The organism is Streptomyces sp. ATexAB-D23 (assembly GCF_000373645.1).
Taxonomy (GTDB): domain Bacteria; phylum Actinomycetota; class Actinomycetes; order Streptomycetales; family Streptomycetaceae; genus Streptomyces; species Streptomyces castrisilvae.
Genome location: NZ_KB892006.1, coordinates 100,743 through 124,372, shown reverse-complemented (window position 1 = coordinate 124,372; position 23,630 = coordinate 100,743). Strand labels below are relative to the sequence as shown.

At 71.8% G+C, this 23,630-nt stretch carries 18 protein-coding genes and 1 riboswitch; of the genes, 14 read left to right on the top strand and 4 right to left on the bottom strand.

Annotated features, from left to right (window positions below; translation table 11 throughout):
* Positions 1-30 precede the first annotated feature (30 nt).
* The 3 genes from B082_RS0108315 to B082_RS0108305 all read left to right on the top strand — a co-directional run bounded on the left by B082_RS0108315 (position 31) and on the right by B082_RS0108305 (position 3,438).
* Positions 31-1,464 (top strand): RsmB/NOP family class I SAM-dependent RNA methyltransferase, encoded by a 1,434-nt coding sequence (locus B082_RS0108315; RefSeq protein WP_018551353.1) that lies wholly within the window; start codon positions 31-33, stop codon positions 1,462-1,464.
* 122 nt (positions 1,465-1,586) lie between these two features.
* Positions 1,587-2,270, top strand: coding sequence for a ribulose-phosphate 3-epimerase (gene rpe, locus B082_RS0108310; RefSeq protein ID WP_018551352.1), 684 nt, complete (start codon positions 1,587-1,589; stop codon positions 2,268-2,270).
* Positions 2,271-2,421: 151 nt separating this feature from the next.
* Positions 2,422-3,438 carry a sugar-binding transcriptional regulator gene (locus B082_RS0108305; protein ID WP_018551351.1) on the top strand — a complete coding sequence of 339 codons (1,017 nt, stop codon included), beginning with the start codon at positions 2,422-2,424 and terminating at the stop codon, positions 3,436-3,438.
* 63 nt (positions 3,439-3,501) lie between these two features.
* Here B082_RS0108305 and B082_RS0108300 read toward each other — a convergent pair whose 3' ends face one another.
* Positions 3,502-4,524 (bottom strand): terpene synthase family protein, encoded by a 1,023-nt coding sequence (locus B082_RS0108300; RefSeq protein ID WP_018551350.1) that lies wholly within the window; start codon positions 4,522-4,524, stop codon positions 3,502-3,504.
* A 306-nt stretch (positions 4,525-4,830) separates the two neighbouring features.
* Between B082_RS0108300 and B082_RS0108295 the strand changes: the two genes are divergently transcribed.
* The 6 genes from B082_RS0108295 to B082_RS0108270 all read left to right on the top strand — a co-directional run bounded on the left by B082_RS0108295 (position 4,831) and on the right by B082_RS0108270 (position 12,488).
* The gene (locus B082_RS0108295) at positions 4,831-6,297 is read left to right on the top strand and encodes a GuaB1 family IMP dehydrogenase-related protein (RefSeq protein WP_018551349.1); all 1,467 of its coding nucleotides are present in this window, start codon (positions 4,831-4,833) and stop codon (positions 6,295-6,297) included.
* Between the two features lie 200 nt (positions 6,298-6,497).
* On the top strand, positions 6,498-7,955 hold the full coding sequence (locus B082_RS0108290) for an aldehyde dehydrogenase family protein (protein WP_018551348.1): 1,458 nt from the start codon (positions 6,498-6,500) through the stop codon (positions 7,953-7,955).
* A gap of 138 nt (positions 7,956-8,093) precedes the next feature.
* A complete protein-coding gene (locus tag B082_RS0108285; RefSeq protein ID WP_018103925.1) occupies positions 8,094-8,549 on the top strand; it encodes an Lrp/AsnC family transcriptional regulator in 456 nt (151 codons plus the stop codon).
* 151 nt (positions 8,550-8,700) lie between these two features.
* Positions 8,701-9,498, top strand: a complete 798-nt coding sequence (locus B082_RS0108280; RefSeq protein ID WP_018551347.1) for a carbon-nitrogen hydrolase family protein — start codon at positions 8,701-8,703, stop codon at positions 9,496-9,498.
* Between the two features lie 59 nt (positions 9,499-9,557).
* Positions 9,558-11,258, top strand: coding sequence for a flavin monoamine oxidase family protein (locus B082_RS0108275; protein ID WP_018551346.1), 1,701 nt, complete (start codon positions 9,558-9,560; stop codon positions 11,256-11,258).
* A gap of 120 nt (positions 11,259-11,378) precedes the next feature.
* Positions 11,379-12,488, top strand: coding sequence for a glycoside hydrolase family 6 protein (locus B082_RS0108270; protein ID WP_018551345.1), 1,110 nt, complete (start codon positions 11,379-11,381; stop codon positions 12,486-12,488).
* A 5-nt stretch (positions 12,489-12,493) separates the two neighbouring features.
* Here the strand turns inward: B082_RS0108270 and B082_RS0108265 are convergent, their stop codons facing one another.
* Both B082_RS0108265 and B082_RS0108260 read right to left on the bottom strand, forming a co-directional pair.
* On the bottom strand, positions 12,494-13,885 hold the full coding sequence (locus B082_RS0108265; protein ID WP_018551344.1) for a uracil-xanthine permease family protein: 1,392 nt from the start codon (positions 13,883-13,885) through the stop codon (positions 12,494-12,496).
* Positions 13,886-14,024: 139 nt separating this feature from the next.
* Complete coding sequence (locus B082_RS0108260) at positions 14,025-15,248, bottom strand: MFS transporter (RefSeq protein WP_018551343.1); 1,224 nt, start codon at positions 15,246-15,248, stop codon at positions 14,025-14,027.
* A 121-nt stretch (positions 15,249-15,369) separates the two neighbouring features.
* On the opposite strand from B082_RS0108260, the gene B082_RS0108255 reads away from it, so the two are divergent.
* Positions 15,370-16,599, top strand: a complete 1,230-nt coding sequence (locus B082_RS0108255) for an ROK family transcriptional regulator (protein WP_018551342.1) — start codon at positions 15,370-15,372, stop codon at positions 16,597-16,599.
* A 433-nt stretch (positions 16,600-17,032) separates the two neighbouring features.
* On the opposite strand, the gene B082_RS0108250 is transcribed toward B082_RS0108255, so the two are convergent.
* The gene (locus B082_RS0108250; RefSeq protein WP_018551341.1) at positions 17,033-19,378 is read right to left on the bottom strand and encodes a chitinase C-terminal domain-containing protein; all 2,346 of its coding nucleotides are present in this window, start codon (positions 19,376-19,378) and stop codon (positions 17,033-17,035) included.
* Positions 19,379-19,653: 275 nt separating this feature from the next.
* Positions 19,654-19,784: riboswitch (FMN riboswitch) on the top strand.
* A gap of 156 nt (positions 19,785-19,940) precedes the next feature.
* On the opposite strand from B082_RS0108250, the gene ribD reads away from it, so the two are divergent.
* From ribD to B082_RS0108230, 4 genes are read left to right on the top strand one after another with little or no spacing between them, the layout of a single operon-like run.
* Positions 19,941-21,044, top strand: a complete 1,104-nt coding sequence (gene ribD, locus B082_RS0108245) for a bifunctional diaminohydroxyphosphoribosylaminopyrimidine deaminase/5-amino-6-(5-phosphoribosylamino)uracil reductase RibD (protein ID WP_018551340.1) — start codon at positions 19,941-19,943, stop codon at positions 21,042-21,044.
* A complete protein-coding gene (locus B082_RS0108240) occupies positions 21,045-21,668 on the top strand; it encodes a riboflavin synthase (RefSeq protein ID WP_018551339.1) in 624 nt (207 codons plus the stop codon).
* Positions 21,665-22,309: a nicotinamide mononucleotide transporter family protein gene (locus B082_RS0108235; protein WP_018551338.1), complete on the top strand. Its 645-nt coding sequence runs from the start codon at positions 21,665-21,667 to the stop codon at positions 22,307-22,309. The genes B082_RS0108240 and B082_RS0108235 overlap by 4 nt, the downstream gene beginning before the upstream one ends.
* Positions 22,306-23,604 carry a bifunctional 3,4-dihydroxy-2-butanone-4-phosphate synthase/GTP cyclohydrolase II gene (locus B082_RS0108230; protein WP_018551337.1) on the top strand — a complete coding sequence of 433 codons (1,299 nt, stop codon included), beginning with the start codon at positions 22,306-22,308 and terminating at the stop codon, positions 23,602-23,604. Before B082_RS0108235 ends, B082_RS0108230 begins: the two co-directional genes overlap by 4 nt.
* Positions 23,605-23,630: the final 26 nt, after the last annotated feature.

The following is a 23,630-nucleotide window of genomic DNA, read 5'->3' as shown; positions in this document are numbered from 1 at the left end:
TCCTCTCACCTTCAGCGGAGCACCTTTCACGTGAACGACCAGCCGCGTCGCCGTCCCGCCAAGCCGCACCGCCGTCCCAAGAAGGACCCGGTCCGCTTCCTCGCCTTCGAAGTCCTCAGGGCCGTCGACGAGCGCGACGCGTACGCGAACCTCGTCCTGCCCCCGCTGCTGAAGAAGGCGCGGGCCAAGGGCGACTTCGACCAGCGCGACGCGGCCCTGGCGACCGAGCTGGTCTACGGGACGCTGCGTCGGCAGGGCACGTACGACGCGATCGTCGCCGCCTGCATCGACCGCCCGCTGCGCGAGGTCGACCCGCCCGTCCTGGACGTGCTGAACATGGGTGTCCACCAGCTGCTCGGCACCCGCATCCCCACCCACGCCGCGGTCTCCGCCAGCGTCGAGCTGGCCCGGGTGGTGCTGGGGGAGGGGCGCGCCAAATTCGTCAACGCCGTGCTGCGCAAGGTCTCGGCCGACGATCTCGACGGCTGGGTGGCGCGGGTCGCCCCCTCCTACGAGGAGGACGCCGAGGACCACCTCTCCGTCGTGCACTCGCACCCCCGCTGGATCGTCTCGGCCCTCTGGGACGCGCTCGGCGGCGGCCGGGCCGGCATCGAGGACCTGCTCGAAGCGGACAACGAACGGCCCGAGGTCACACTCGTCGCCCGCCCCGGCCGCTCCACCACCGACGAACTGGCCGAGGCGCTCGGCGAGGAGAACTCCCTGCCCGGCCGCTGGTCGCCCTACGCCGTGCGGATGGCCGAGGGCGGCGAGCCCGGCGCCCTGACCGCCGTCGGCGAGGGCCGGGCCGGTGTCCAGGACGAGGGCAGCCAGCTCGTCGCCGCCGCCCTCGCGAACGCCCCGCTGGAGGGCGGCGACACCCGTTGGCTCGACGGCTGCGCGGGCCCCGGGGGGAAGGCCGCCCTGCTCGCCGCGCTCGCCGCCGGACGCGGCGCCGCCCTGCTGGCCGCCGAGAAGCAGCCGCACCGGGCCCGCCTCGTGGAACGCGCGCTGGCCGGCAACCCCGGCCCCTACCAGGTGGTCACCGCCGACGGCACCCGGCCGCCGTGGCAGCCTGGCACCTTCGACCGCGTCCTCATGGACGTGCCCTGCTCCGGCCTCGGCGCGCTGCGCCGCCGCCCGGAGGCCCGCTGGCGCCGTCGCAAGGAGGACCTGGAGAGCTTCGCGCCCCTCCAGCGCGGTCTGCTGCGCGAGGCGCTGAAGGCCGTACGGGTCGGCGGCGTCGTCGGATACGCGACCTGCTCGCCGCACCTCGCGGAGACCCGGGTGGTGGTCGAGGACGTGCTCAAGGGGCGCGGCGGGGCCCCCGTCGAGGCGGAGTGGGTCGACGCCCGCCCCCTGATGCCGGGTGTGCCCGCGCTGGGTGACGGCCCCGATGTCCAGCTGTGGCCGCATCTGCATGGCACGGACGCGATGTACCTCGCCCTGCTGCGGCGTACCGCCTGATCGGCCCGCTCGCCCCCGGACCGGGGGCGAAAACGACGGGAATGCGCGAACCGTAATGATCCCGTGAGGCTTTGGGGCGCACCGAGGCGGGGAAGTGACGCAGAACATGGCAGGCTTGGCCCATGGCCCAGATCAACCCCAGTATTCTCTCCGCCGACTTCGCGCGCCTCGCCGAGGAGGCGAAGGCCGTCGAAGGTGCCGACTGGCTCCATGTCGATGTCATGGACAACCACTTCGTGCCCAATCTGACCCTCGGCGTCCCGATCGTGGAATCGCTCAGCCGGGCCACGGACACGCCGCTGGACTGCCATCTGATGATCGAGGACGCGGACCGCTGGGCCCCGCAGTACGTGGAGGCGGGCGCGGGATCGGTCACCTTCCACGCGGAGGCGGCGGCCGCCCCCGTACGGCTGGCGCGGGAGATCCGTGCCAAGGGAGCACGCGCCTCCATGGCGCTCAAGCCGGCGACGCCCATCGAGCCGTACGAGGACCTGCTCCCCGAGCTCGACATGCTGCTGATCATGACGGTCGAGCCGGGCTTCGGCGGCCAGGCGTTCCTGGACATCATGCTGCCGAAGATCCGCCGCACCCGTGAGCTGATCTCCAAGCACGGGCTCGACCTGTGGCTCCAGGTCGACGGCGGGGTCTCCGAGTCCACCATCGAGCGGTGCGCCGAGGCGGGGGCCGACGTCTTCGTCGCCGGCTCCGCCGTGTACGGCGCCAAGGACCCGGCCGCCGCGGTACGGGCCCTGCGGGCCAAGGCGGACGGGGCCATCGGGTCGGCCGGCTGGGCCTGCGCCCACTGAGGCCGTGCCGCTGCGGGCCCGTGAACGCGGGTCGCCCCGGCCAAGGGCAGATGAACGGGGTCCGACGGGACCGGTCAGGGATCGCCGTATCTGACAGGATGAACGGCGTATCAAGAGCGTGAACAGCAGTGAGGAGAACGCGGTGTCTGCAATGTCGGCGGGCCGGTCCGCCCTGCGGATGGGGCCCGCGGAGCTGGTGCAGGCGGCGGCCATGGCCCGCCGCTTCTACCTTGAGGGCAAGTCCAAGATCCAGATCGCCGAGGAGTTCGGCGTCAGCCGCTTCAAGGTGGCCCGGGTCCTGGAGACGGCCCTGGAACGCGACCTGGTACGGATCGAGATCCGGGTCCCCGCCGAGCTGGACGCCGAGCGCTCCGACGCGCTCCGCGCCCGCTACGGGCTGCGCCACGCGGTCGTGGTCGAGTCCCCGGCGGAGGAGCAGGACGACGCGGCGGACCCGGAGAACCTGGGGGAGGTCGCGGCCGACCTGCTGGGCGAACTGGTGAACGAGGGCGATGTCCTCGGGCTCGCCTGGGGCCGCTCCACCATCCACATGGCGGCCGCGCTCGACCGGCTGCCGCCGTGCACCGTCGTGCAGCTCACCGGGGTGTACGACGCGGGTACCGCCGAACGCGGTTCGGTGGAGGCCGTGCGGCGCGCCGCCCAGGTCTCCGGCGGCGAGGCCCACCCGATCTACGCGCCGATGCTGCTGCCCGACCCGGCCACGGCCGCCGCGCTGCGCCACCAGACGGGGATCGCCCGCGCCTTCGAGTACTTCGACAAGGTGACGGTCGCGGCCGTCTCCATCGGTTCCTGGGAGCCGGGCATCTCGACCGTCCACGACATGCTCTCCGACGAGGAGCGCGGGCACTACGCCTCGCTCGGCGTCGCCGCCGAGATGTCGGCGCACCTGTTCGACGCGGACGGCCGCCGGGTCGGCCGCGACCTCGGCGAGCGCTGCATCACCGTCGAGGCGGACCGGCTGCGCCGCATCCCCGAGGTGGTGGCCATCGCGGGCGGCCAGCGCAAGGCCGCGGCGATCGGCGCGGTCCTCCGCTCCGGCCTGGTCACCAGCCTCGTCACGGACACGGCGGCGGCCGACTATCTGCTGACGGAGTCCGCCGCCCCGCTGCGGCCGGCCCTGGAGCGGGCCGACCCGGACGGCGACTGACGCACCGGACGACGTGCAGGGGCGGGCGGCCCGGTGGCCGCCCGCCCCTGCACGTCGTCCGGCTCAGTCCTGTGCGACGCCCAGGACCCTGGCCTCCAGATACTGCTCCGGCTCCTTGTACTGGCTGACGTCTGCCGGGTTGTAGCGGGGTGTCTGCCGGGACCAGTCGAGATTCCCGCGCATCCAGCTCCGCATCCCGTCGAGATACGGCTCCAGCATCCACGCGAGCTGCGGATGGGTGGCCAGCAGTTCGGCCTCCGCCGTCAGGAAGCGCTCCGTCTCGGTGGCGATCTCCGCGCAGACGTGCTCCAGTGCCTGCTGCTTGCCGTAGCCGCGGTGGTGGCGGACCAGGTGGACGAGGTTGTGGATCTCGCCGAGCACCTGTTCCTTCTCGTAGGAATAGACGTCATTGGCCCAGCACACGACGTTGCACGAGGCCTCCAGCGCGGTGATGAACCGGGGGTCGTTGTGGATCGACTGGGGAGCCTCGATGCCCGCGACGATCTCTATGAGGTCCATGCAGACATGGATCGCTCCGGTGTGGCGGCGCTTCTCGATGTACAGGGCCTCCGACGGCACGATGTCCGCCGCCCGGTTCCCGGCCTCCCAGGTGGTGGCCGTGGTGAGGTACGTCATCAGGTGCCAGGCGAAGCGGCGCCGCCAGTGCACCGCGGTGGTCGGTGTCGTGCGGTGCCACAGGTCGATGAGGGCGACCACGGCGGCGGGCAGCTCCTCGTTCTCCAGGACGCCCGTGCGGGTGCCGTCGACCACGGCCTGCATCTGGGCGACCACGTCCCGGACCCGGTCGGGGCTGCGGCCGAGGTGGCCGTCGTCGAGCTGGTCGTCGACGAGGAAGAGCCAGACGAACCAGTCGGCGACGAGGTCCAGATTGTCACTGTCGGCGGTCGGGTACACCATCCCGACGAATGCGCCGAAGTCCGCCTGCTCGAAGCGCTCCCTGGCCGAATCCCGGTGCACCAGGCCGGTGTTGCGGGTCCAGGTGTCGAGATGGCCCCGTACGTGAGCGACGTACGGATTCGTCCGTTGGGGGAACGGGCAGTAAATGTCCGGCAGTTCGTTCTCCACGGGCGGGTCGTGATCCTCTCCGGTCGTACGGGTGACGGCAGTTGCACATGATCCGTCCGTTCCTCCGGGGGTGTTGGGTGACCCACGGGACCTGCGGGTTTGAAGCTACCTGACCCCCTGTCACCAGGTCCAGGGCAGGCGTTCGAGAATGGTTGAAAGCCGTGCGGGTAGGGTCTGCGGGTAAGGCAGGTTCCACTTGCCCGGGACTCCCGCGATGGTTCCTTGGAGGAATCTACGAGAGCGGGAGTCATTCGCTGTGTCTTCGTGGAAGCGACCTGCGCCATTTCATATGAAAAAATGAGTGTTATGCGTTTTCTTGAGCCCGGCACCGGTCGTTACACAGAGTCCCCCTCGGTCCCGTACGACCTCACGTACGACGACGTCTTCATGGTCCCGGGCCGGTCGGCGGTCGGATCGCGCCAGGGCGTGGACCTGTCCTCGCCCGACGGCAGCGGCACCACCATCCCGCTCGTCGTCGCGAACATGACCGCCATCGCGGGCCGCCGGATGGCCGAGACGGTCGCCCGCCGCGGCGGGATCGTCGTCATCCCGCAGGACATCCCGATCGAGGTCGTCACCGAGGTCGTCTCCTGGGTGAAGACGCGCCACCTGGTGCTCGACACGCCCATCGAGCTGGCCCCGGGCCAGACGGTCGCCGATGCCCTGTCCCTGCTGCACAAGCGGGCGCACGGCGCGGGTGTCGTCGTCGACGACGAGCGGCGGCCCGTCGGTGTGGTCACCGACCACGACCTGTCGGGCGTGGACCGCTTCACCCAGCTCTCCGAGGTCATGTCCAAGGACCTGGTCCTGCTGGACGCGGACATCGACCCGCGCGACGCCTTCAACAAGCTCGACGGCGCCAACCGCAAGCTCGCCCCCGCGGTCGACGCGGACGGCCGGCTCGTCGGCATCCTCACCCGCAAGGCCGCCCTGCGTGCCACGCTCTACACCCCGGCCACCGACGCGGCCGGCAAGCTGCGGATCGCCGCCGCCGTCGGCATCAACGGCGATGTGGCGGGGAAGGCCGAGCAGCTCCTCGACGCGGGCGTCGACACCCTGGTCGTGGACACCGCGCACGGCCACCAGGAGTCCATGATCAGCGCGGTCCGCGCGGTCCGGGCGCTGGACCCGCGGGTGCCGATCGTGGCGGGCAACATCGTCGCCGCCGAGGGCGTGCGCGACCTCATCGAGGCCGGTGCCGACATCATCAAGGTCGGTGTCGGACCGGGCGCCATGTGCACCACCCGCATGATGACCGGCGTGGGCAGGCCCCAGTTCTCCGCCGTGCTGGAGTGCGCGGCCGAGGCGAAGAAGTACGGCAAGCACGTCTGGGCGGACGGCGGGGTCCGCCACCCCCGCGATGTCGCCATGGCGCTCGCGGCCGGCGCGTCCAACGTGATGATCGGCTCCTGGTTCGCCGGTACGTACGAGTCCCCGGGCGACCTCCAGCAGTCCGCCGACGGGCGCTTCTACAAGGAGTCCTTCGGCATGGCCTCCGCGCGCGCCGTGAAGAACCGCACCTCCGAGGAGTCCGCGTACGACCGGGCCCGCAAGGCGCTGTTCGAGGAGGGCATCTCCACCTCGCGGATGTTCCTGGACCCGACGCGCCCCGGCGTGGAGGACCTGATCGACTCCATCATCGCGGGCGTCCGCTCGTCCTGCACCTACGCCGGCGCGGCCTCGCTCGCGGAGTTCGCCGAGAAGGCGGTCGTCGGGGTGCAGAGCGCCGCCGGATACGCCGAGGGCAAGCCGCTGCACGCCAGCTGGAGCTGATCCACCGCCCTGTGCCCACCGTGTGCCCCTCCCGGCCGTTCGCGCAGGGAGGGGCACCGGCGTGTCCGGGGGCGCGTGGGGGTGGTGAGTTGGCCGGATACCGCGCCAGGACCGGCCTGGAATGCCCGCCAACTCAAGTCGCCCATAAGTAGTATGAATTCCCGTCAGCCGTCCGCCGTCTCTCTGCTGCAAGGGATCTCATGTCCTTCTTCACCGACCTGGCCCACCAGTACATCGACGGGGAGTGGAGGCCGGGCAAGGGCTCCTGGGACATCGTCGACTTCAACCCCTTCGACGGGACGAAGCTCGCCGCGATCACGGTCGCCACGGCCGACGAGGTGGACCAGGCCTACCGCGCGGCCGAGAGCGCCCAGCAGGCGTGGGCCGACACCAACCCGTACGCCCGGCGGGCCGTGCTGGAGAAGGCGCTGCGGATCGTCGAGGAGCGCGAGGGCGAGATCGGTGACGCGATCGTCGCCGAACTCGGCGGGACCCGGGTGAAGGCGGCCTTCGAGCTGTACCTGGCCAAGGAGTTCCTGCGGGAGGCCGCCGGGCTGGCGATGCGGTCCACCGGGCAGATCCTGCCCTCGCCGACCGAGGGCAAGGAGAACCGGGTCTACCGGGTCCCGGTGGGCGTGGTCGGCGTCATCAGCCCCTTCAACTTCCCCTTCCTGCTGTCGCTGAAGTCGGTCGCCCCGGCCCTGGCGCTCGGCAACGCCGTCGTCCTCAAGCCGCACCAGAACACGCCGGTCTGCGGCGGCACCCTGGTGGCCAAGGTGTTCGAGGACGCCGGGCTCCCGGCCGGGCTGCTGAACGTCGTCGTCACCGACATCGCGGAGATCGGTGACGCCCTGCTGGAGCACCCCGTCCCGCAGGTCATCTCCTTCACCGGGTCCGACAGGATCGGCCGGCACGTCGCCACCGTCTGCGCCGCGCTCCTGAAGCGCTCCGTGCTCGAACTCGGCGGCAACAGCGCCCTCATCGTGCTGGACGACGCCGATGTCGACTACGCCGTCGACGCGGCGGTCTTCAGCCGCTACGTGCACCAGGGCCAGGTCTGCATGGCCGCCAACCGCATCCTGGTCGACCGCGCGGTGGAGGAGGAGTTCACCGGGAAGTTCGTCGCCAAGGTCGCCTCGCTGCCCGTCGGCGACCCCGCCGACCCGGCGACCCTGATCGGCCCGCTGATCAACTCCACCCAGGCCGAGGCGATCAGCACCCTCGTGGACCGGACCGTCGAGGCGGGCGCCACCGCACTGCTGCACGGCCGGGCCGACGGCAATCTCGTCAGCCCCTCCGTCCTGACCGGGCTCCCGGCCGACTCCCCGGTGCTCTCGCAGGAGATATTCGGCCCCGTCGCACTCCTCATCCCCTTCGACGGGGAGGACGAGGCGGTCCGGATCGCCAACGACACCCCGTACGGCCTGAGCGGCGCCGTCCACACTTCCGACATCGAGCGCGGCGTCCGCGTCGGGCGGCGCATCCGCACCGGCATGATCCACATCAACGACGGCACCATCCACGACGAGCCCGTCGTCCCCTTCGGAGGCGAGAAGAACTCCGGGCTCGGACGGCTCAACGGCGACGCGATGCTGGAGGCCTTCACCACCCAGAAGTGGATCTCCGTGCAGCACGGCCGCTCGCGCTTCCCCTTCTGACCCGGGTCGATACATCTGGCACCCCCCGGTGAGCGCGCCCGGAGGGGCGGGCCCATGGTCTACTGCCGGGGGCGGCACGCGCCGCCCCCGGCACAGCCGTGCCCGCCCGCGCCACCGCAGAGAAGTGACCCGTACGACGTGCGACTGAACGACCTCGACGAACGCATCGTCCACGCCCTGGCCGAGGACGCCCGCCGCTCCTACGCCGACATCGGCTCCATCATCGGCCTGTCCGCGCCCGCCGTGAAACGCCGGGTGGACCGGCTGCGCGCCGAGGGTGCCATCACCGGGTTCACCGTGCGGGTCGACCCGGCGGCGCTCGGCTGGGAGACCGAGGGCTACATCGAGATCTACTGCAGCCGCAACACCTCACCGGAGTCGATCAAGCAGGGGCTCGCCCGCTATCCGGAGGTGGCGTCGGCGTCCACGGTCACTGGGGACGCCGACGCGCTCGTCCAGGTCTTCGCGGCGGACATGCGCCACTTCGAGCAGGTCCTGGAGCGGATCGCGGGCGAGCCGTACGTCGAGCGGACGAAGTCCGTGCTGGTGCTGTCGCCCCTGCTCAGGCGGTATTCGTCGGGGTCGCCGGGCTGACTCCGGCCCCCGCGCAACGAATCGTCGCATCCCGCCCGAACAGCGCAACGGATCGGCGGTCGGTGCGCAACGGTCGCGCCTTGTCCGGGTCGAATCGCGGAACGTACCGTCAATACGTCCCCCGCTCCGCCCGCACCGCCCGAGGTCAGCCATGCCGCCGTTGCGCACCGCCCTGCTCCAGAGCTCCGGACGCCCCGGCTCGGTCGCCGGCACCGTCGAGCTGCTGGAGGACGCCGCGCGACGGGCCGCGGACACCGGCGCCCGGCTGCTGGTCTGCCCCGAGATGTACCTGACCGGGTACGCGATCGGGGACGACGTGCCCCGGCTGGCCGAGGCCGCCGACGGGCCCGCCGCCCGCGCCGTCGCCGAGATCGCCGCACGGCACCGGATCGCCGTCCACTACGGCTACCCGGAGCGCGACGGCGACACCCTGTACAACTCCGCGCAGCTCATCGGGCCCGACGGTACCGCGCTCGCCCACTACCGCAAGACCCACCTCTTCGGCGACTTCGAACAGCACTGGTTCACCCCCGGCGACGAGCCGGTCGTCCAGGCCGTGCTGGACGGCGTCCGCATCGGCCTGCTGACCTGCTACGACGTCGAGTTCCCGGAGAACGTACGCGCGCACGCCCTGGCCGGCGCCGATCTGCTGCTGGTGCCGACCGCGCTGATGCACCCCTTCTCGTTCGTCGCCGAATCCGTCGTCCCGGTCCGCGCCTTCGAGAACCAGCTCTACCTCGCCTACGTCAACCGGACCGGCCCGGAAGGCCCCTTCGACTTCACCGGACTGAGCTGCCTGGCCGGCCCCGACGGCACCGTCCGCGCCCGTGCGGGGCGCGGCGAGGAACTCGTCACCGCCGACATCGACCCCGCCCTGCTGGCCGCGTCCCGGGCCGCCAACCCGTATCTGCGCGACCGCCGCCCCGGCCTGTACGGCTCCCTCGTCTGAGCCCGCCGCCCGTCCCTGCCTGCTGCCTCTCCCGCCGTCCCGCAAGGAGTCCGTACCCCATGACGTCCGTGCCCCCCGCCGTCCAGCACACCGAGGAAGCGGCCCCGCCGATCACCATGTTCGGGCCGGACTTCCCCTACGCGTACGACGACTTCCTCGCGCACCCCGCGGGCATCGGCCAGATACCGGCCACCGAGCACGGCACCGAGGTGGCCGTCATCGGCGGCGGACTCTCCGGCATCATCACCGCCTACGAGCTGATGAAGATGGGCCTGCGGCCCGTGGTGTACGAGGCCGACCGCATCGGCGGCCGGCTGCGCACCGTGGAGTTCGAGGGCTGCGCCACGGACGGCGAGCCGCTCACCGCCGAGATGGGCGCGATGCGCTTCCCGCCGTCGTCGACCGCGCTCCAGCACTACATCGACCTGGTCGGCCTGGAGACGAAGGCGTTCCCCAACCCGCTCTCCCCGGCCACCCCCTCGACCGTCGTGGACCTCAAGGGCGAGTCGCACTACGCGCGGACCATCGATGAACTCCCGCAGGTCTACCGCGATGTGATGGACGCCTGGAACGCCTGCCTGGAGGAGGGCGCCGACTTCTCCGACATGAACCGGGCGATGCGCGAGCGCGATGTTCCCCGGATCAGGGAGATCTGGGCCCGCCTGGTCGAGAAGCTGGACAACCAGACCTTCTACGGCTTCCTCTGCGAGTCCGACGCCTTCAAGTCCTTCCGCCACCGCGAGATCTTCGGGCAGGTCGGCTTCGGGACCGGGGGCTGGGACACCGACTTCCCCAACTCCATCCTGGAGATCCTGCGCGTCGTCTACACCGAGGCGGACGACCACCACCGCTCCATCGTCGGCGGCAGTCAGCAGCTCCCGCTGCGCCTGTGGGAACGCGAACCGCAGAAGATCGTCCACTGGCCGCTGGGCACCTCGCTGTCCTCGCTTCACGACGGGCAGCCGCGCGGGGCCGTCACCCGGCTGCACCGCACGGCCGGCAACCGGGTCACCGTCACGGACGCGTCCGGCGACATCCGCACCTACCGGGCGGCCGTCTTCACCGGCCAGTCCTGGCTGCTGCTCTCCAAGATCGCCTGCGACGACGCGCTCTTCCCGATCGACCACTGGACGGCGATGGAGCGCACCCACTACATGGAGTCGTCCAAGCTGTTCGTGCCCGTCGACCGGCCGTTCTGGCTGGACAAGGACGCGACCACCGGCCGCGACACCATGTCGATGACGCTGACCGACCGGATGACCCGGGGCACGTACCTCCTGGACGACGGCCCGGACCGGCCGGCCAGCATCTGTCTCTCGTACACCTGGTGCGACGACAGCCTGAAGTGGCTGCCGCTGTCGGCGGCCGAGCGGATGGACGTCATGCTGAAGTCGCTCGGCGAGATCTACCCGAACGTCGACATCCGGGGCCACATCATCGGCAACCCGGTGACGGTGTCCTGGGAGAACGAGCCGTACTTCATGGGCGCGTTCAAGGCCAACCTGCCCGGCCACTACCGCTACCAGCGGCGCCTGTTCACCCACTTCATGCAGGACCGGCTGCCCGCCGACAAGCGGGGTCTGTTCCTGGCGGGCGACGACATCTCCTGGACCGCGGGCTGGGCCGAGGGCGCTGTGCAGACCGCGCTCAACGCGGTCTGGGGCGTGATGACCCACTTCGGCGGCGCGAGCGACGCGACCAACCCCGGCCCCGGCGATCTCTTCGACGAGCTGGCCCCGGTCGAACTCCCGGAGGACTGAACACCCCCTAAGCTCCCCGTAACGCGGGGAAGGGAGCGGGGAGTGTCGGGGGTACACGCACACCATCGGGGCGCGCGGCGGGAGTCCAGGCGGCGCAGGGTACGGGCGCGTCGGCAGGCGATGGCCGTCGTCGCGTCCGCGGTGGTCGTCGCCGGCGTGGCGACCGGCGTGATGTCCGCCCTCGGCGGTCAGGACAAGGACACCCGCGCCGCCCCCGCCGTCTCGGCGTCACCGACGGCGGCGCCGCTGCCCGCGGTGCCGAGCGCCACGGCCGCCCCGCGCACCCCGTCCGCGCCGGCCTCCAGCGCCTCGCGTTCGCCCCGGCCGTCGAAACCCGCGCCCTCCGCGACCGGGACCACCGCACCGCCCGCCGCCGGGCTCTACCGCCACCCCGGATCGCAGGTGCTGGACTGGGTCGCGGCGCACCGCGCCGACCCCCGGCGCCCGCTGATCGAGACGCGGATAGCGGCGCGGCCCGCCGCCGTCTGGTTCGCCTCCTACAACCCCGGGGAGATCACCGGCCAGGTCCGGGCGGTCACATCGGCGGCGACCCGGACCGGCCGGACCCCGGTCCTGGTGCCGTACGCCATCCCCGGCAGGGACTGCGGCGGGGCATCCGAGGGTGGCGCGCCGGACCTCGTCGCGTACGACGCGTGGATACGGGAGTTCGCCGCCGGGCTCGGCGGCGGGCCGGTGATCGTGATCCTGGAACCCGACTCCGTCGCGCAGTCCGACTGCCTGTCGGCGGGTGACCTGGCGGCTCGCAACGCCTCGCTGGCTCGGGCCGGTGACGCGCTGCACGCGGCGAATCCGAAGGCCAAGGTGTATTTCGACGGCGGGCACTCGGGCTGGCACCCCGCCGCGAAGCAGGCCGCGGCGCTGCGGGCGGCCGGGGCGGCGAGCAGCGGTGACGGCATCTTCACCAATGTGTCGAACTTCCACCGCACCGCCGACGAGGCCGCCTACGCCCGGCAGGTGCTGGCCGCGCTCGGCGGACCCGCGCGGCTGGGCGCCGTCATCGACACCAGCCGCAACGGGAACGGGGCGCCCCGGGGCGACGAGTGGTGCGATCCGGCGGGCCGGGCGCTGGGCCGGGCCCCCACCACGCGGACGGGGGAGGCCCGGATCGACGCCTATCTGTGGGTGAAGCTGCCGGGCGAGTCCGACGGCTGCCAGGGCCCGGCGGGTTCGTTCTCGCCCGACTACGCCTACGCGCTCGCGACCGGCTGACCCGGTCAGGAACCGGCGGCCGGCGGCTCCTTGTCGTACGTGGAGGTGCCCTCGTCGAGCAGCGGCTCCTGCGTCTTGAGGTGGGCCGGGGCGAAGGCGCGCAGCACGTGGTAGCCGGTGATCACGACGATGGTGCCGAGGGCGATGCCGCCGAGCTCGAAGTTGTCGGTGATCTTCAGGCTGACCCCGCCGACACCGATGATGATGCCCGCGGCGGCCGGCACCAGGTTCAGCGGGTTGCGCAGATCGACCTTGCCGTTCAGCCAGATCTGCGCGCCGAGCAGGCCGATCATGCCGTACAGGATGACGGTGATGCCGCCGAGCACCCCGCCCGGGATGGCGGCGACGACCGCGCCGAACTTCGGGCAGAGACCGAACAGCAGCGCGAAGCAGGCCGCGGCCCAGTAGGCGGCGGTGGAGTAGACCCGGGTCGCGGCCATCACCCCGATGTTCTCGGAGTACGTGGTGTTCGGCGGGCCGCCCACCGCCGTCGACAGCATCGAGGCGGCACCGTCCGCGGCGATCGCCGTGCCCAGCTTGCCGTCCAGCGAACGACCGGTCATCTCGCCGACCGCCTTCACATGCCCGGCGTTCTCGGCGATCAGCGCGATGACCACCGGCAGCGCGACGAGGATCGCCGACCACTGGAAGCTCGGAGCGTGGAACGACGGCAGCCCGACCCAGTCGGCCTTCCCCACCCCCGAGAGGTCCAGCCGCCAGTGGTCGACGGCCTCGGCACCGCCGGCGGGGGAGTGGATCTTCCCGAGGACGCGGTCCAGCACCCAGGACAGGACGTAACCGAAGACGAGCCCGAGGAAGATCGCGATCCGGGAGAAGAAGCCGCGCAGGCACACCACGGCCAGGCCGGTGAACAGCATCACCAGAAGCGCGGTCCACTGGTCCTGCGGCCAGTACGTCGACGCGGTCACCGGTGCCAGGTTGAACCCGATGAGCATGACGACCGCGCCCGTCACCACCGGCGGCATCGCCGCGTGGATGATCCGCGCGCCGAACCGCTGCACCGCGAGTCCGGCCAGGAAGAGCACCGCCCCGACCACGAAGACCGCGCCCGTGACCACGGCGCTGTCGCCGCCGCTCGCCCGGATCGTCGCGGCGACCCCGACGAAGGAGAGCGAGCAGCCCAGGTAGCTGGGCACCTGGCCGCGCGTGGCCAGCAGGAAGATGGCCGTCGCGACGCCCGACATCATGATCGCCAGGTTCGGGTCGAGCCCCATCAGGACCGGCGAGACGAACGAAGCGCCGAACATGGCGACCACGTGCTGCGCGCCGAGCCCGAAGGTCCGGGGCCAGGAGAGCCGTTCGTCGGGACGGACCACCGCTCCGGGTGCCGGCGTCTTCCCGTCGCCGTGCAAGGTCCAGCGCACGCCGAGGCCCATGGTTGCTCCCTGTGTATAGGTGCGTGAGCCCGGCACCTCGCCCGGTTCGGCGCTCATCGCGGAAAAGATCAGCGCCATGTTAGTTCCGGCCGGTGCGCGCCTCCCGGCCGGACCCACCCGCTCCGGTTCGCCCGGCCGCTCAGGGGCGGGGCTCGGCCGCCGGCACGTCCCGCGTACCGGCCCCGGACACCTTGCGGTCACCGGCCCGCAGCACCCCGGCACCCAGCACCAGACCGAACGCCAGCACGGACACCAGACCGAACGACACGACCAGCGACGTCGCCTCGGCCAGTGAACCGATCATCGAAGGGGCGATCAGCCCGGAGGTGTACGTGATCGTCGCGACGCCCGCGATGGCCTGGGCCGGCTTGGGGCCGCTGCGCCCCGCCGCGGCGAAGGCGAGCGGGACCACCACGGCGATCCCGAGACCCATCAGCCCGAAGCCGCACATCGCCAGGGCCGGGTGCGGGGCGACGACCACCAGCACCCCGCCGGCCGTGGCCAGGACGCCGCCCGACCGTACGGTGCGCACCGCGCCGAAGCGGTCGACGACCCGGTCGCCGGCGATCCGGGCGACCGCCATCGTCAGTGCGAACGCGGTCGTGGACGCGGCCGCGAGACCGGCCGAACTGTCGAGCGTGTCGCGGAGGTAGACCGCCGACCAGTCCAGGCTGGCGCCCTCCGCGAACACCGCGCAGAAGCCCACCGCTCCGATGACCAGGGCCGACTTCGGCGGCAGCGCGAAGCGCGGCGGCGGCTCCTCGTCCGGCTCGCTGCGCAGGTCCAGCACCCACTGGCAGGCGATCAGCCCCAGGGCGGTCAGCACCAGGGCGGCTATGACGTGGTGCAGCCGGGCATCGGTCCCCAGATGGGCGGCCACCGTGCCCGCCGCCGAGCCGATCAGGGCGCCCACGCTCCACATCCCGTGCAGCCCCGACATGATCGACTTGTCGAGACGGTTCTCCACCTCGACCCCGAGCGCGTTCATCGCCACGTCGGACATGCCGGCCGATGCCCCGTAGAAGAACAGTGCCGTGCACAGCGTGAGCAGTCCGGGCGCCAGCGCGGGCAGGATCAGCGCCAGCGTCCACAGGGCCAGCAGCCCGCGCAGGGCGGTCCGGGCACCGAAGCGGTGGCTGACCGCGCCGGCCAGCGGCATCGCGACCGAGGCGCCGATCGCGGGGAACGCCAGGGCGAGGCCGAGCTGACCCGCGCTGACTCCGGCGTGGTCCTGGATCCAGGGCACCCGGGTGGCGAAACTGCCCGTCACCGCGCCGTGGACGGTGAAGACCGCCGCGACGGCATACCTGGCCCGCCTCACCTCGTGTGAGCCGAAGACCGTTGCCGTGGAATCCGATGTCATACCGCCGTGCCCTCCCCTGAGTTCGTCGCCTCGATGTGCGGCCCGTAAACTATCAGGAACCCTGCCTGATAAATAGATCGCCCGGTCCTCCACCGCGGCGGTGATCTGGAAGGATCCCGGCATGCCCGCATCACCGAGCACCGCTCGGGCCATCAACGACCGGCTCGCTCTGCGGCTCCTCCAGCAGGACGGCCCGCTGACGGCCACGCAGTTGAAGACTCTCACCGGGCTCTCCCGGCCCACCGTCGCCGACCTGGTCGAGCGCCTCCAGGACGCGGGTCTGATCCATGTGGTCGGTGAGAGCGGCGCCGCGCGCCGGGGGCCCAACGCCCGGCTCTACGGGATCGTCGCGGACCGCGCCCTGCTGGCCGGTCTCGACGTGCGCACCGACAGCGTCGCCGTCGTGGTCACCGATCTGCTGGGCGCGACGCTGGCCGAGGCGACCCTGCCGATCGGGAGCGACACCGAGGGGGACGACGCCGTCGAGCAGGCCGCGGCCCTCCTGGCGGCCACCGCCCGCAGCGCGGGGAGCGCGCCCCTGCACAGCGTCGGCATCGGGGCGCCCGGACTCGTCGATCCCGTCACGGGGGAGCTGCGGGACACCACCGGGCTGCCCTCGTGGCACCGCAGCCTGGTCCGGGTGCTCCAGGAGCGGTTGCCGGCGACCGTGCTCGTCGAGAACGAGACCAATCTCGCCGCGGTCGCCGAGCACCGGCTCGGTGCCGCGCGGGACTCCGGCACCTTCGTCCTGCTCTGGCTGGGGCACGGGGTGGGCGCGGCGCTCATGCTGGACGGGAAGCTGCGGCGGGGGGCGTCGGGCGGTGCGGGCGAGATCGGGTTCCTGCCGGTCCCCGGCACGGTAGGGACGCCGTCGGCCGTCAACTGCGAGGGGGGCTTCCACTCCCTGGCCGGTTCGGTGCCGCTCTGCGAACTGGCCGCCGCGCACGGGATCGCCGCCCCGGCGGCGGGGCAGGAGCCGGGGGCGGCGGCTGCCGTACGGGCGGCGCTCGCGGGGGAGGGCGACGGCGAGGCGTACCTCGGCGCCCTCGCCGACCGCCTCGCGCTGGGTGCCGCCGCCGTCGCCTCGGTCCTGGACCCGGGGCTCGTGCTCCTGTCGGGCGAGGTGGGGCACGCGGGGGGCGACGCGTTGGCCGCCCGGGTGTCGGAGCGGCTGGAATCGATGTCCCCGCTGCGGACGGAGGTACGGGCGGGACGGCTCGGGGGAACGGCGGTCCTGCGGGGGGCGCTGCTGGTGGCGCGGGAGGCGGCCCAGGACGCGTTGTTCGCCCCGGCGGGGGCGGGGGGTGCGTCCTCAATCGCCGGACGGGCTGGGGATGGCCCTCCTCCGTAGGGTGCGGGTCGCCCACCGTTCGGTGGGTGGGGGTGGGGTCCCTCCGGGCAGACTCCTCAAAAATGGCGTGTTCACCCGGGTACGCACAGGACCCGGGTCGTACGCCATTTTCTGCGGGGACTGCCCTGCACGCCCCCACCCACGATCGCCTGCGTCTGTACGCCGGTGGTACGTCTGTCGCAGACGCGTGGCGGCCGGTCCGGGGGCGTGCAGGGGAGTCCCCGCAGGACGACGAACGGATACCCGGGTACGACTGCGTACCCGCGGAACGTTCGTCGTCCGAGGAGACGCCCCGGAGGGACCCCGGACCCCACCCGCCGGCCGGGGCGTGCCTTTCAGCCCGTCCGGCGATTGAGGACGGAACCGGTGAGCCCGGACCGGGGCGACCCCACGGGGCCGGCGCCCCACCCAAGGGCCCCGCCCCCGGAGGGGATCAGCAGGCGCCCAGGTCCTGCCAGACACCCCATTCGCCCGTGGACCCGGGCGTCTCGCCCTTGGTCCACCACTTCGCCTTCCACTGGTGCGACCCGTGGCTGACCGTCGTACCCGTGCCGTACTCCGCGCTCGCGTTCCACTCCGCCGCCGTGCACGCGCCGCCCGACGGGTCGGGGCTCGGGCCGGTGGAGCCGGACGGGTCGGGCGTCGGAGTCGAGCCCGTGTCCGGCTCGACGAGCGTCGTGCCGCGGGCCAGGTCCGCCGCGAGGGCGTACGACGTGCCGCCGAAGGTCACGGTCCAGTTGGACGGCGTGGAGGTCGGCAGGTAGTAGACGAAGTCGACCTGGACCGACGCACCGGGCTCCAGGCTCTGCCAGGACGGCAGCTTCAGGGAGACGCGGTTGTAGTCGCCCTTCAGCCCGCCGATGTTGTTCGCCGCGGTGTGGTCGCTGCGCACGATCGTGGTGCCGAAGCCCGACTGGTCCTTGGCGTTGGCGGGCGCCGAGGTGGAGTAGTCGAACTGGAACTCCGTGCCGCCGGGCAGCGTCGTCTTGGTGTTGTTGGTGATCGTCAGCTTGGGGCTGATCGGGTAGTTGGAGTCGCCCAGCGGGAACTGGCCGAAGGAGACGTCGATGTCCAGCGCCTGCGTCGGCAGGTCGATGGTGGAGCGCGTGGCCCCGTACGGCGCGGCCTTCTTGAAGGTGTCGTACATCGTGGAGGTGAGCGTCGAGCCGGGCTCGTACTGCCCCTTGGCGGCGTCCCAGCCGTAGTCGCCGGCCAGCTCCCAGATCATCGTGCCGCCGATGCCCTTGTCGGCCACGTAGTCCGCCTTGGCCTGCACGGACTGCTCGTCCTCGGTGGAGAGGAAGACCTTCTTCTCGGCGTTCCACAGCCAGGGCGCGACCAGGGTGGAGTCGTAGTTGCGGACGTAGGTGCCGGTCAGCTTCGTGTCCGCGGGGAACCCGTAGTCCGTGACGTAGTCGCCGACGATGCCCTTCTCCAGGTTCTTGGCGTGCCACATCGGGTTGGAGCCGGCGGGCGACTCCTTGCCGGCGGTGTCCTCGTCGTGCCAGAGGTTGTCGATGCCGACGGCGCCGTCACCGCACTTGGTCAGGCCCGCGCCCGCCGGGCAGTCGGTCGAAGCCGCCTTGCCCCAGAGGCCGTTGGTGCCGCCCTGCACGTCCTTGAAGCCGCGGGTGTAGTACGGCAGGCCGATGTTGATCCGGCCGGACGGCATCGAACCGCGGAAGTAGTGGTAGGCCCAGTCGGTGTTGAGGTAGCCGGTCCCGCCGTACTGCGACGTCGAGTAGACGCTCGCCTGGGCGAGTTCCGCGTCCTTGCCGTCGTCGAAGAGCGCGGCGTTGGGGCCGACGTACTCGTTCCAGGCGCCGTGCAGGTCGTACGACATGATGTTGACGTAGTCCAGGTACTTCTGGACCTGGAAGGTCTCCATGCCGCGCAGCAGGTAGCCCGACGAGGGGGCGGCGACGCTGAGCAGGTAGTGGGTGCCGTCGGCGGCGGACGCCCGGTCGAGCTTCTCGCGCAGGGTCTTCATCAGCGCGGCGTAGCCCTTGACCAGACCGGCCCGGCGGGCGTTGGACAGCGTCCAGTCCAGCGGGTTGCCGGCGTCCTTCATGGTGGTCGGGTACTCGTAGTCGATGTCGACGCCGTTGAAGCCGTACTTCTGGATGAAGGCGACCGCCGAGTCCGCGAAGGTGTCGATCCCGGCCTGGTTGACCGAGCCGTCGGCGTTGGTGGCCATCGAGTAGAAGCCGCCGGAGTCGACGCGCTCGCCACTGTCGTCGAAGTAGCCGCCGGTCTCGGCCCAGCCGCCGACGGAGACCATCGTCTTCACGTTCGGATACTGCTTCTTGAACTTGTTGAGCAGGTTGAAATGGCCCTTGTAGGGGAGATCGGGGTCCATTTCGGCACCGGCGACTCCCGGCCACGTCATGCCGGTCGACGCGTTCTCCGGTCCGTCCGTCCCGACCGAGAGCTTGTTCGCGCCGTCGACGTGTGCGAAGGCGTAGTTGAGGTGGGTGACCTTGTCCCAGGGGATGTCGGAGGCGAGGTAGGCCGGCTTGCCGTCCTTGCCGGTCCGCCAGTTCGTGAAGTAGCCGATGACGCGCCGCGGGTGGTCGGCGCCCATCTTCTCGCGGCCCTCGGAGTCGTACACGGAGCAGTAGGGGACCGAGACGCCCGGCGTCTCGTAGAGCCCGTCGGGGCGACAGGACTCCTGGTCGGCGGCTTGCGAGGGGGTCGCGGAGAGCGAGCCGAGCAGCAGCGCGGCGACACTGGCGCCGGCGGCGAGGAGCGTGGCTCTCGCACGGGTGGGGGACAGCACGTTCGGTTCCTCCTGGGGAGGTCGGCAGAACACAACTGACAAGGGGGTGGGTCGTGTTGGGTCCCGGGCGTGCGCACGCCGGGGAACCGTTCCTCGGAGGTGACGCAGAGATTAAGAGGACTAGACCAGTGCGTCAATAGGTCTGGACCATTCGTGGTTCATTCCTGTGCGGGTGTCCGAAAAGAGCCCTTGTCACGCGGTGTCTGTGAGCCACTCCACAGCGTTCGCCCGTATGGGTCATGCCCGGTCGTGGCACACTGATCGTGTACCAGCAGCAGCGCACTCCGGGGTCGGTGCAATTCCGAACCGGCGGTTATAGTCCGCGACCCGTCCGCATCCAGCGGCCGGTTGACCAGGTGGGATTCCTGGACCGACGGTTAAAGTCCGGATGGGAGGCAGTGCGCGGCGGGCCGTTTCGCGGGTACGCCGCCGTCGGCGGATGGTTTTCGGGCAACCGGGCCATCCGTGTTTTCCGGCATCCGGCGTCCCCGTCGTGCGTTCCGCTTCATCTGTCGTCATCGACAGGCCCCGGAGTCCGTGCCCGAAGAGGCAGGAGGACCCGGTGGACACCGCAGCCGACACCACCGCCATGCGCCGAGCCATCACGCTCGCCGCCCGCGGCCTCGGCTCCACCAGCCCCAACCCGGTCGTCGGATGCGTCGTCCTCGACGCGTCCGGGCAGACCGTCGGCGAGGGCTTCCACCAGCGCGCCGGCGGCCCGCACGCCGAGATCCACGCCCTTCGCGCGGCCGGCGGCACGGCCCGCGGCGGCACCGCCTACGTCACCCTCGAACCCTGTAACCACACCGGCCGCACCGGCCCCTGCGCCCAGGCGCTCATCGAGGCCGGCATCGCCCGCGTGGTGTACGCCGTCGGCGACCCGAACCCGCGGGCCACCGGCGGCGCGGACACCCTGCGCGCCGCCGGGATCAAGGCCGAGGCGGGCCTTCTCGCCGAAGAGGCCGAAGCGGGCAACGCCGCCTGGCTGACCTCGGTGCGCCTCGGCCGCCCGCACGTCACCTGGAAGTACGCGGCGAGCCTGGACGGCCGGGTCGCCGCCGCCGACGCCACCAGCCGCTGGATCAGCTCCGCCGAGTCCCGCGCCGACGTCCACCGGCTCCGCGCCGAGGCCGACGCGGTCGTGGTCGGCTCCGGCACCGCCCGCGCCGACGACCCCCAGCTCGGGGTGCGGGGCATCGACGGCGCCGTCCAGCCCCTGCGCGTCGTCGTCGACACCCGGGCCACCGCCGTACGGCCCGGCGCCCGGGTCCTCGACGCCGGCGCCCCCACCCTGATCGCGGTCGCCGACGACGCCGACAGCCGCCACCTCCCCGACGAGGCCGTCCTGCGCCTGCCCCGCGCGGCCACCGGACCCGGCCTCGACCTGCCCGCACTGCTCGCCGCCCTCCACGCGCGCGGCGTGCGCTCCGTACTCCTCGAAGGCGGCCCGGTCCTGGCCGGCGCCTTCATCGCCGCGGGACTGGTCGACAAGGTCGTCGGCTACCTCGCTCCCGTACTCCTCGGCGCAGGCCCCGCGGCCCTTGCCGACGCCGGAATCTCCACCCTCACCGAGGCGTTGCGCCTCGATGTGACGGAGACCGTCCGCATCGGCCCCGATCTGCGCGTCACCGCCGTACCCGGCCCCGCCGCCCGGAAGGAAAACTGAGTGTTCACCGGAATTGTCGAAGAACTGGGTGAGGTCGTCGCCGTCGAGAAGCTGGAGGACGCCTCCCGCTTCCGTCTGCGCGGCCCCGTCGTCACCGAGGGCGCCGGGCACGGGGACTCCATCGCCGTGAACGGCGTCTGCCTGACCGTCGTGGACCTCGGCGAGCACGAGTTCACGGCCGATGTGATGGCCGAGACGCTGAACCGCTCCAGCCTCGGCGCCCTGACGACCGGCTCCCGCGTCAACCTGGAACGCCCCATGGCGCTCGGCGGACGGCTCGGCGGACACATCGTCCAGGGCCATGTCGACGGCACCGGCCGCATCCTGGAGCGCCGGCCGTCCGAGAACTGGGAGATCGTGAAGGTCTCCCTGCCGGACGGCCTGTCCCGCTACGTGGTGGAGAAGGGCTCGATCACCGTCGACGGCGTGAGCCTCACCGTCGTGGACGCCGGACCCGACTTCTTCACCATCAGCCTCATCCCCACCACCCTCGCGCTGACCACGCTCGGCATCAAACAGCCCGGCGACCCGGTCAACCTCGAAGTGGACGTCATCGCCAAGTACGTCGAGCGGCTGCTCGGTGACTCCGCGCCCGGGAACCAGAAGCGGGAGCCGGTCGAATGAGCGCCCTGCACTGGCTGAACTCCGAGGCCTTCACCGTCCTCGGGCAGCACATCATCTGGTCCGACATGATCGGCAACACCATCGGGCTGATCGCCCTGACGCTGGGCTGGCTGCGCTCGATCTGGACCTGGCCCGCCCAGCTCCTGTCCGGCGCCGTGCTGGTCGCCGCCAACGTCTCCGTCCACCAGGCGGGCAGCGTCGGCAAGCAGGTCATCGTCATCGCCGTCGCCGTCTGGGGCTGGCAGCAGTGGACCCGGGGCCGGCAGCGGGCGCAGGACGGCTCCATCGCCGTACGGTTCGCCACCTGGCGCGAACGCGGCTACCTGGCCGGCGGGGCCGCCCTCGGCACCCTCGCGGTCGGCGGGCTGTTCACCGCCTTCCCCTCGCTCTCCTGGAGCCCGTGGGCGGACGCCTACATCTTCGCCGGGACGCTCGTGGCGATGCTCGCCCAGGCCCGCGGCATGGTCGAGTTCTGGTTCGCCTGGCTCCTGGTCGACCTGGTCGGCGTCCCGCTGAACTTCCACAGCGGACTCGCCTTCTCCGGTCTCATCTACGTCGTCTACGGGGCCCTCGTCCTGTGGGGCATGCGCGACTGGTGGCTGCGTACGCGGACACCCGCTCTGGAAGGAGCCACGGCATGACAGCCCAGCCCACCTGGCTGCACCGGGAACACGAAGCAGCCGCCGACGACCTCTCGCTCGACCCCGTCGAGCAGGCCGTCCGGGACATCGCCGCCGGCCGGCCCGTCGTGGTCGTCGACGACGAGGACCGGGAGAACGAGGGCGACCTCGTCATCGCCGCCGAGAAGGCCACCCCCGAGATCATCGCCTTCATGATGAGCGAGTGCCGCGGCCTCATCTGCGCCCCCATGGAGAGCGACGAACTGGAGCGGCTCGAACTGCCGCAGATGGTCGACCACAACACCGAGTCGATGAAGACCGCCTTCACCGTCTCCGTCGACGCCACCGCCGCCCACGGCGTGTCCACCGGAATCTCCGCCGCCGACCGCGCCACCACCCTGCGCCTGCTCGCGGACGGCACCGCGGGCCCCGGCGACTTCGTGCGCCCCGGCCACGTCTTCCCGCTGCGCGCCCGCTCCGGCGGGGTGCTCGCCCGCAACGGCCACACCGAGGCGGCCGTCGACCTCGCCCGGCTCGCCGGGCTGCGGCCCGCCGGGGCGATCGTGGAGATCGCGGGCGAGGACGGCGTCATGCTGCGCCTGCCCCAGCTGGTGCCCTTCGCCCGCAAGCACGGACTGACGATCATCTCCATCGAGGACCTGATCGCCTACCGGCGCACCAGCGAGCCGACCGTCCGCCGCGAGGCCGAGGTCCGGCTGCCGACCCGCTTCGGCGCGTTCACCGCGTACGGCTACCGCTCCACCGTGGACGGCGTCGAGCACGTCGCGCTGGTCCACGGCGACATCGGGGACGGCGAGGACGTCCTGGTCCGGGTCCACTCCGAGTGCCTGACCGGTGACATCTTCCAGTCCGAACGCTGCGACTGCGGTCCCCAGCTGCACGCCTCGATGCGCCGCATCACGGACGAGGGCCGCGGCGTCGTCGTCTACCTGCGGGGCCACGAGGGCCGCGGCATCGGCCTGCTGTCCAAGCTGCGCGCGTACGAACTGCAGGAGCGGGGCGTCGACACGCTCGACGCCAACCTGGAGCTCGGCCTGCCCGCCGACGCCAGGGACTACGCGGCGGGCGCCCAGATCCTCAAGGACCTCGGCGTGCGCAGCCTGCGCCTGATGACGAACAACCCGGACAAGACCGCCGCGGTCGTGCGGCACGGGCTGGCCGTCACCGGCCGCGAGCCGATGCCCGTCCAGGCGGGCGAGCACAACCTGCGGTACCTGCGCACCAAGCGCGACCGCATGGGGCACGACCTGCCCTGGCTCGACGCCGCCACCGCGGCGACCTGCGGCAACCAGTAGCAGCAGCACTCACCCGTACACAGAAG

Coding starts and splice junctions, on each gene's coding strand:
- rpe (WP_018551352.1), top strand. CDS start 1,587: ATGGCCCAGATCAACCCCAGTATTCTCTCCGCCGACTTCGCGCGCCTC.
- B082_RS0108305 (WP_018551351.1), top strand. CDS start 2,422: ATGTCGGCGGGCCGGTCCGCCCTGCGGATGGGGCCCGCGGAGCTGGTG.
- B082_RS0108295 (WP_018551349.1), top strand. CDS start 4,831: ATGCGTTTTCTTGAGCCCGGCACCGGTCGTTACACAGAGTCCCCCTCG.
- B082_RS0108290 (WP_018551348.1), top strand. CDS start 6,498: ATGTCCTTCTTCACCGACCTGGCCCACCAGTACATCGACGGGGAGTGG.
- B082_RS0108280 (WP_018551347.1), top strand. CDS start 8,701: ATGCCGCCGTTGCGCACCGCCCTGCTCCAGAGCTCCGGACGCCCCGGC.
- B082_RS0108275 (WP_018551346.1), top strand. CDS start 9,558: ATGACGTCCGTGCCCCCCGCCGTCCAGCACACCGAGGAAGCGGCCCCG.
- B082_RS0108270 (WP_018551345.1), top strand. CDS start 11,379: ATGGCCGTCGTCGCGTCCGCGGTGGTCGTCGCCGGCGTGGCGACCGGC.
- B082_RS0108265 (WP_018551344.1), bottom strand. CDS start 13,885: ATGGGCCTCGGCGTGCGCTGGACCTTGCACGGCGACGGGAAGACGCCG.
- B082_RS0108260 (WP_018551343.1), bottom strand. CDS start 15,248: ATGACATCGGATTCCACGGCAACGGTCTTCGGCTCACACGAGGTGAGG.
- B082_RS0108255 (WP_018551342.1), top strand. CDS start 15,370: ATGCCCGCATCACCGAGCACCGCTCGGGCCATCAACGACCGGCTCGCT.
- B082_RS0108235 (WP_018551338.1), top strand. CDS start 21,665: ATGAGCGCCCTGCACTGGCTGAACTCCGAGGCCTTCACCGTCCTCGGG.
- B082_RS0108230 (WP_018551337.1), top strand. CDS start 22,306: ATGACAGCCCAGCCCACCTGGCTGCACCGGGAACACGAAGCAGCCGCC.